8 protein-coding genes are annotated in these 7,917 nt (G+C 35.5%); 6 read left to right on the forward strand and 2 right to left on the reverse strand.

Translation table 11 applies throughout. The annotated features are described in order from the left end of the window. The first annotated feature begins 109 nt into the window (after positions 1-109). From RZN25_17450 to RZN25_17475, 6 genes are all read left to right on the forward strand, one after another. The gene (locus RZN25_17450) at positions 110-604 is read left to right on the forward strand and encodes a GNAT family N-acetyltransferase (protein MEQ6378594.1); all 495 of its coding nucleotides are present in this window, start codon (positions 110-112) and stop codon (positions 602-604) included. A gap of 133 nt (positions 605-737) precedes the next feature. Beyond that, positions 738-1,241, forward strand: coding sequence for a GNAT family N-acetyltransferase (locus RZN25_17455; protein MEQ6378595.1), 504 nt, complete (start codon positions 738-740; stop codon positions 1,239-1,241). 1,120 nt (positions 1,242-2,361) lie between these two features. Next, positions 2,362-4,158 (forward strand): group II intron reverse transcriptase/maturase, encoded by a 1,797-nt coding sequence (gene ltrA / locus RZN25_17460; protein MEQ6378596.1) that lies wholly within the window; start codon positions 2,362-2,364, stop codon positions 4,156-4,158. A 232-nt stretch (positions 4,159-4,390) separates the two neighbouring features. After that, a complete protein-coding gene (locus tag RZN25_17465) occupies positions 4,391-4,648 on the forward strand; it encodes a hypothetical protein (GenBank protein MEQ6378597.1) in 258 nt (85 codons plus the stop codon). Continuing rightward, complete coding sequence (locus RZN25_17470; protein ID MEQ6378598.1) at positions 4,645-5,031, forward strand: retropepsin-like aspartic protease; 387 nt, start codon at positions 4,645-4,647, stop codon at positions 5,029-5,031. The genes RZN25_17465 and RZN25_17470 overlap by 4 nt, the downstream gene beginning before the upstream one ends. A gap of 791 nt (positions 5,032-5,822) precedes the next feature. Continuing rightward, positions 5,823-6,194: a hypothetical protein gene (locus RZN25_17475; GenBank protein MEQ6378599.1), complete on the forward strand. Its 372-nt coding sequence runs from the start codon at positions 5,823-5,825 to the stop codon at positions 6,192-6,194. A 435-nt stretch (positions 6,195-6,629) separates the two neighbouring features. On the opposite strand, the gene RZN25_17480 is transcribed toward RZN25_17475, so the two are convergent. Both RZN25_17480 and RZN25_17485 read right to left on the reverse strand, forming a co-directional pair. After that, a complete protein-coding gene (locus RZN25_17480) occupies positions 6,630-6,770 on the reverse strand; it encodes a transposase (GenBank protein ID MEQ6378600.1) in 141 nt (46 codons plus the stop codon). A gap of 31 nt (positions 6,771-6,801) precedes the next feature. Beyond that, positions 6,802-7,839, reverse strand: coding sequence for an ISL3 family transposase (locus RZN25_17485; protein MEQ6378601.1), 1,038 nt, complete (start codon positions 7,837-7,839; stop codon positions 6,802-6,804). Between the last annotated feature and the right edge of the window lie 78 nt (positions 7,840-7,917).

Raw genomic sequence — 7,917 nt, forward strand, 5'->3', positions numbered from 1 at the left:
GAGATAACTTCAAACCCTTACCTATCTGTATGAATAAAATGTTGACCTTTACGTTACGTTAAAGCGCATACTAATAATAGTGTTTTATATATGGGGGGATTTGTTTATAATGTCTATTCAAACTAAAGATACTGTAACTCTTGATTTTTATAAGGAAGAGTATAAATCTAAATTAAGCGATTATCATTTATCTAAAGAACAAAGTAGATATGCTCCTTTACCTTTAAATGCTATTTTAAAATGTGAAAATGATAACACAAGATACCCTATTGTTATCTTATTTAATGGTGAACCAGCAGGATTTTTTGTTCTTCAAGGATGGGAAGGGGTTAAGGTATATAGCAGTAACAAAGATGCTATTTTAATAAGAGGTTATTCAGTAAATACTACCTTTCAAGGGAAAGGAATAGCCAAGAAGTCATTATTATTATTAAATTCGTTTGTAAAAAAATATTTCCCGAGTAAAAAGGAAATTATCTTAGCTGTTAATCATAAAAATACTATTGCACAGTACGTCTATAAGAAAGGCGGGTATAAAGACAAAGGAGTAAGAGTGATGGGGAGAAAAGGAGAATTATTCATATTCCATAAAGACCTTATATAATTGTTTTTTCTTTAAATCTATTACAATGCTTATTAAACAAACGGGTGCTTTCCTTGAATAAGGAATTGTATCCTTGTTCCACTAAAGGGGCAAGGCTAGTTCAAAAAAGATTTTAATAGAAAGGATGGGGGATATGCCTTATGTCAAAACAGATAGACTAACTTTAGTTACCTTCACAATCGAAATGATGAAAGCTACTCTAATTGATAATAATCAATTAGAAAAGGTAACAAATTTTAATGTCCCCATTGAATATCCTATGGAGATTTATAAGGATTTACTTCCTTATAAGATTGAACGGTTTAGTCAGTACCCAGAAGAAAATGAGTGGGAAGGTATCATCATACACACAGAAGATAACACCATCATTGGGGATATGGGTTTTAAGGGTGGACCAGGCAAAAACGGTGAAATGGACTTGGGTTATAGTATTCTCCCAGGCTATCAAGGTAATGGATATGCAACTGAAATGGCAATTGCAATGGTTAAATGGGGATTGAAGCAACCAAAGGTTAAAAAGATAACAGCCAGTTGTTCAAGTGAAAACCATCCATCTATACGAGTTTTAGAAAAACTAGGATTTAAAAAAATTGGCACTGAGGACAATGAAATTTATTGGGCGATTGATAATATGTGAAATAATGTACTTAAATTAACGGGTGGCTTTAGTTCAACAAGGAGTTGTCTTTTCAGCAGCTCCTATTGTGCTAAAGGAACAGGATAATTTAATAAGGGAGTGGACTATGATTTGGCTAATAAGTTGAATTTATATTCATTATTTGTATGTCTGGTATGTTGGATATTATTTCTACTATTAGGATTTAGTGGCGTCGGAAATTATGTGAAATCACTTTCAATACCTTGGGATATCATACTGGGATTAACAGCAATTTCACTTATTTTAAGTGTTATAGGTTTTAAAGGAATTAAAAACAAAATAACTGCAATAAGAAGCTTTTTTACTGTTTCCCTAAATGTAATACTTTTATCAGTAGAAATATTCATCATCACTGTTGGGAAAATGTTCAGCTAATTGAACAAACGGGAGCGCGCGACAAGTTCTGCAATAAGCGTTTTAAGCGTGAAATGCAGGGAATTCACTAGATGAATTCTAACTTTACAAGGGAGGATAGGAATGACGGAACCATGTTTCCTGAAACTATCCCATCAATACTCCTGCGTGCGTTATGATTAACAGGTCATAGGGTGCGAAGCACAGGTGGATTCGGTTGAACGAAGGCTGAAGCCATTCTATAGGAAAAAGGTATGCTGACGGATAGACCGCATGGCTGAAAAACTAGATACGGTGAGAATAGTTCTAATAGCGAAAAGAACTGACGAACTTCCGAAGGTAAGGGTCTAAAGTTAGGACATAAAGGAAACTTATGTACCTTCTTGCGAAGGGGTGAGTAGTGTAGAGTAAGAATGCTCCCTATGAAATACACCATACCGAACAATGGCGGTATCCAGCTCACAGGCTCAAAGGAAGCACCTACTTCTAGAATTGATAGCTACTTTGTAAGGTACTTGGGAAGCAAGAAACATCGAAACAGGGTCTGTTATCCTAGATGGTTGCTATAAGTATAAAACGAAATGTATTTATTCTTGCGAAGGTAGGGGTACGACCGACGAACCTTCTGTAATGGGAGTGGAGGAACAGCCCCAAGTCTAGTAATATTAACGATTATTTTCCTAACGTGAATTGCACCGATCTGGTAAGAATGTGGGAACATCACCTCAGAGAGGAAGATGCCACAGTGCAAACGCTACGATATTGGGATTACTATGATATGACAGAAACTTTTTCTGAACTCTATGATAAATCGTCTAATAAGGAATCATTCTCTCATTTATACGATATCATTACTTCTAGGAAAAATATTCTGCTAGCCTATCGAACGATAAAAACGAATAAGGGCTCAAAGACTGCTGGAACAGATAAGAAAACGATTGATGATGTAAAGGTACTATCGGAAAATGAAATCGTTTATGAAATCCAAGACAAGTTAAAGAATTATCGCCCTAAAAAAGTAAGGCGGAAATTAATCGAGAAAGAAAATGGCAAATGGAGACCTCTAGGCATTCCATGTATGATAGATAGAATTATTCAACAATGTTTCAAACAAGTACTAGAACCCATTATGGAAGCAAGATTCTATAAACACAGCTACGGCTTCAGACCTTTACGGTCTACGCACCATGCGATGGCTAGGGTACAATTCCTCATTAATCAAGCGTCGCTTCATTATGTGGTAGATATTGATATTAAAGGATTTTTTGACAATATCAATCATAACCGACTAATAAAACAACTTTGGAATATAGGAATCCATGACCGCCAGGTCTTGTCCTGTATTTCCAAGATGCTAAAAGCTGAAATAGACGGAGAAGGTGTTCCTACAAAAGGCGCTCCTCAAGGTGGGCTTTTATCACCACTACTCTCAAATGTGGTGTTAAATGATTTAGACCATTGGGTAGCGAAACAGTGGGAGTTCTTCCCTCTCATTAAAGAATACAAAACTCGTGAAGGCGAATTATATGCAAAAAAGCGAACGAAATTAAAAGAGGGCTACCTTGTCCGTTATGCGGACGACTTCAAAATACTATGTCGTGATTGGAAAACGGCGCAGAAGTGGTATCATGCTGTAAGGTTATATTTGAAACAGCGGTTGAAACTAGATATTTCTCCAGAAAAATCTCAAGTTATAAATCTAAGAAAAAGAAAGTCCGAATTTCTTGGGTTTACGATCCGTGCGAACAGAAAAGGAAAAAAGAGAGTTGCACACACAGGCTTAAAAGAAAACAAAAAACGTAAAATTAAAGAAACATTTAAAAAATACGTTCGAAGATTAAAAGTCTCTCCAACTACTCAAAATGCGTTACTCTTTAACAGTTTTGTTTTAGGAATTCATAACTATTTTAATCGTGCTACCCATGTCTACCCAGAGTTCTCACGTCTTGCCTTTGAAGTGCGAGCCTTTAGTTACAATCGTCTAAAAACTGTTGGAAAACATACTCATCCTTCGAATGCTCCACCAACCTATAAGAAATTTTATAGCTTAGGAGCTAAGACATTCAGAATAGCCAATGTTTACCTTTTCCCACTAGCTGATGTAAAAACGAAAAATGCAATGAATTTTAGTCAGAATTTATCACCTTTTACAGAAGAGGGAAGAGCAAAAATCCACAAACAACTACGTTTAGATATCCAACGGGAAATTGCGCTTCTGATGGAATCGAAGATTCAGACGCGAAGTGTTGAGTATATGGATAATCGTATTAGTCGATACAGTATGAAAATGGGGAAATGTGAAATTACAGGCGTATTCCTACAATCTCATGAAGTTCACTGTCACCATTACATTCCACTGCATCTAGGTGGAAATGACTCTTTCAACAACCTAAGAATTCTTCATAAAGACATACATACTGCTATCCACCAAACAGACGAAAAGGCAATACATTCACGCTTAACGACATTCAATTTAACAAAACCTATGAAGGAGAAATTAAACCACTTCCGTGAAAAGTGTGGATTAAAACCAATCATTTAATTTCAATTTATTGTTAAGTAACAAGGAACTTATAATCAAGTACATATTGGTAGATGGACCGCCGAATGCTGGGAAACTAGCACGTTCGGTGCGGAGCAGGGGAAAAGTTGGAGATAACTTCAAATGCTTACCTATTGCTAACTTATCTTTAATACAGAAATTTAAGGTAGATGAATGAAATTTTTGATAAAATGAAGGTAAGAAATTACTACTTCACAAAGGGGGAGTATAAATGTTATGGGAAGAAGTTCGAAAAGTATATCCAGATAAATGGGTTGTATTTGAAGCAATTGAAGCTCACTCAGATAGTAATTATCGTATAGTAGATGACATAGCTGTAATAGATTCGTTTGACGACTCAATGGATGCATTCCGCCGCCATAATGAATTACACAAGCAAAAACCTAATCGTGAACTTTATTTCTTTCATACATCTAGAGAAGATCTCGATATACAGGAAAAGAAATGGACAGGACTTAGAAAAATATGATTAAGATAAAAGAATTGTCAGAATTACCATTTATAGAGGCTACAGTAACCTGTCGTGGACAAAGCATAAAATTAGAAAATGTTCTAATCGACACTGGTTCTGCTGGAACAATTTTTAATGTTAATAAACTCGAAACAATAGGAGTTAAACCAGAAGCAAATGATGTCACTCAAACAATTCAAGGAGTCGGTGGACTTGAGTTTGTGTATACTAAAAATATAGATCAAATCTCTATTAACGATGGTATAGCAATTCAAAACTTCCTTGTGGAATTAGGTTCGATGGATTATGGTCTTGAGATTGATGGTATTATTGGCTATGACTTTATGAAAAAAGTCGGTCTCATTATTGACTTGCAACAATTAAACATATCCGTAAGATAGGTCCTCTTTTTCAAGGGGATATTTTTTATGTATTCAATTTGAAGTATAAGAAAGCTATCAGGATATGTGAATAATTTCACTTAAAGTAAAGGGTAGCTTTTCTTCAATAAAGGTAGTACCCAGAATAAACTATTGGAATTGTAGGTGGATTTAATGCTATTCATATTTTTACTAATTCACATAGTTATTGGTTTAGTTTTGATTTACTACTACGGGGAGAACTGCCTAGAGGAATTACTACATTTGTTATTGTCTTTTTAAGTATGAGTTTTATATATTTTGGGACAGTTTTCTTCCAAGCATTTTTGTAACTCTGTTTCACTAAAGGGTGGCTTATCTTAAATATCATAACAGCAAAAATACCAAGTATTTTTGAAAACATATTTGTTTTTGTCTTTTTGATCTTTGGAATAGTGCTAATATGGATATCTTTCTCGAAGCGATTTAAAGAAGGTTTATAATGTTTTGTTCCTCAAGATATAGACTTTCTTTATGATCTGGCTTTTTATAACAGTTCTATCGAATAATTTAATAAGACTGGGAAAATTGTAGCTATTGTTTGTATGGGGTTATCTCTTTTTATTCCTTCTTGTTTTTATTTTAATCGCATATGGACTTCTAAATACACTATTCAACGAACGAGGTGCCAATCCTCAACAAAGATCGTCCATTGTGGCGATCTTTTTATTTTAAATGAAAGTCTCAATGGAATATTATGTTAAAATTGAAAGTAGAGAGATTTTATGTTAAAGAGCAGTAATGTTCAAGAAGTATTGGGGGAGAATAAAGAAATGAAAAAAATCGTAGTAGTAGGTTTACTTTGCTTAATTGCACTTGTAGGTTGTAGTAATGAAAGAGTGGAACCAGATACTCCATTTAACGCAACACACCTTATGAAGTTTCAAATTGATAATCAAAATTATAGTAGGTTCCAATCCTTGTTTTACGAAGGTACTGAAGATAATGTATCAAGAGATACATTTCAACAGTTTGGGGAAATTTCAACCGCTGGTGCAAACTTTAAAAACTATGAACTACTTACCTTTACCAATGGAGAAATGCTATTGGTTGAGTTTAAACCAAAGTTAGAAGATGAAGATGAATACAAAATTGCGAATGTAAAGATAGTCCCAGATGAAATGAAGGCATTATTTGAACACTAGTTTTAAACTATTGGGGGGCGCATGTGCAACAAGGATTTGGGGAAGAGCGCTACTGTGAAATAAGGGGGATGAGTAAATGATTTTAATTCTTTTAATTTTAAGGCTCCTCGCCATTTAGTATTGAAAAAGTAGTTTACTAGTACTCTATTCAGTCTAGTATTCATTACATCTTTTACTAGATTGCCGTACACATTATTTGGGCACTTTTTTACTGAAACAGTGACATTTCGACAGGCATAAATCTATAAAAAACCGGACAAGGAAACAGATTCAATTGCTCACTCAACATTCACCACCTGATACATGTATAAATCGTCTCAGAGTGGAGATTATAGTAGTGGACAAGGGAACGGGTTCGGTTGCGAGCGATACATGGCTCCATACTGATACTCGTTCTTTTTTGTTTCAAAACGGGCAATAAAAGAACAACTATAGTCATTGTTCAACAATTAAATCCAATTTGTTAACCGTCGCATAGATCATGGCAATAAAGTTTTCTGTGGTGCGATAGCCACGAGCTTTTCTTTTGGCAGCCTGGACTAAACCATTTATGCCTTCCAGTAACCCGTTGGTCATCCTAGTATGAAACCATCTTAAGATACCGGCCTTATGCCTTTTTAAAGACTTTCCTAGTTTTAATCATTGGTTCCAGTTGCGAGCGAATAGCCCAGTTATACCATTCGTCAAAATAGAATTCAGAAATAATGGCTGATCTGCCCCGCATCTTTTGAAGAGACAATTTCATGCGGTAAGCACGTCCCGTTGCCAAGTCCATATCTTTTAATTTGGAGAACTTTGCCTCTTGCTTATCTGTCAAGTTTTCTTGGTTTTTCAACTCAGGTTGTGACGTTTGTTCTTGTCGTCGTACTTTATCCAGTGCTTCATTGACTAATTTCATCACATGAAATTTATCGAAGGTTATTGAGGCATTTGGAAAGTTTTCTTCTATTCCTGAAATAAATGCGGGCGACATATCAGAGCAAAAATCTTCAATTTGAGATGTTGAAACCCCTTTACTGTCAAGGAACTCACAAAAGTCTTGTAATACAATGGCTCCCTTTCCTACGGTGACGAAGATTAGTCGTTTGGTATCTATATCAATAAACAATGTCACATATTTGTGTCCTTTTGTCCGCGAGGTTTCATCCATAGCAACGCGTGTTACATTAGATACATCAATGTTTTCTATCGCTTTATCAACATAATAGTTAAACACACGCCAAAGGCGGGTATCATGTTCGCCTACTTTACGGGCGACAGCTGCAACTGGCATATAAACCATCAATGACATCACATGTTGTTCAAATAACATGGATAAACCAGCACCTGGGCGTGCCCAGTCAATTTCAACCGTTCGTATTTTTCCGCATGATTCACATTTCACACGTGGCATTCTTGCATGAAGCAATGTTTGGTATTGCCAAAAATCAAGATGACGCCACGTTCGATCTTGATCCTGAATATCATGGACCTTACAGCCAGATGCACCGCAGTTGGGACATGAAAATTCAGCACCTCTTCTATATTCGATATAGACATGCAGGGTACGTTCTTTCTTGGCTAATTCATGATGAAAAACATACCATGGCTCAGGTATTTCTAACGCAGATTGGAATACATTATACTTTTCTTGAAAATCTTCCATAAGGCAGACACTCCTAGGTAATTTAATAGTTTTTACCTAGTATGGACAGCCTTAATAGACTTCATACTAAACATTAAA

This window comes from Bacillaceae bacterium S4-13-56 (genome assembly GCA_040191315.1).
Classification (GTDB): Bacteria; Bacillota; Bacilli; order Bacillales; family JAWJLM01; genus JAWJLM01.

Coding starts and splice junctions, on each gene's coding strand:
- RZN25_17450 (MEQ6378594.1), top strand. CDS start 110: ATGTCTATTCAAACTAAAGATACTGTAACTCTTGATTTTTATAAGGAA.
- RZN25_17455 (MEQ6378595.1), top strand. CDS start 738: ATGCCTTATGTCAAAACAGATAGACTAACTTTAGTTACCTTCACAATC.
- RZN25_17465 (MEQ6378597.1), top strand. CDS start 4,391: ATGTTATGGGAAGAAGTTCGAAAAGTATATCCAGATAAATGGGTTGTA.
- RZN25_17470 (MEQ6378598.1), top strand. CDS start 4,645: ATGATTAAGATAAAAGAATTGTCAGAATTACCATTTATAGAGGCTACA.
- RZN25_17475 (MEQ6378599.1), top strand. CDS start 5,823: ATGAAAAAAATCGTAGTAGTAGGTTTACTTTGCTTAATTGCACTTGTA.
- RZN25_17480 (MEQ6378600.1), bottom strand. CDS start 6,770: ATGACCAACGGGTTACTGGAAGGCATAAATGGTTTAGTCCAGGCTGCC.
- RZN25_17485 (MEQ6378601.1), bottom strand. CDS start 7,839: ATGGAAGATTTTCAAGAAAAGTATAATGTATTCCAATCTGCGTTAGAA.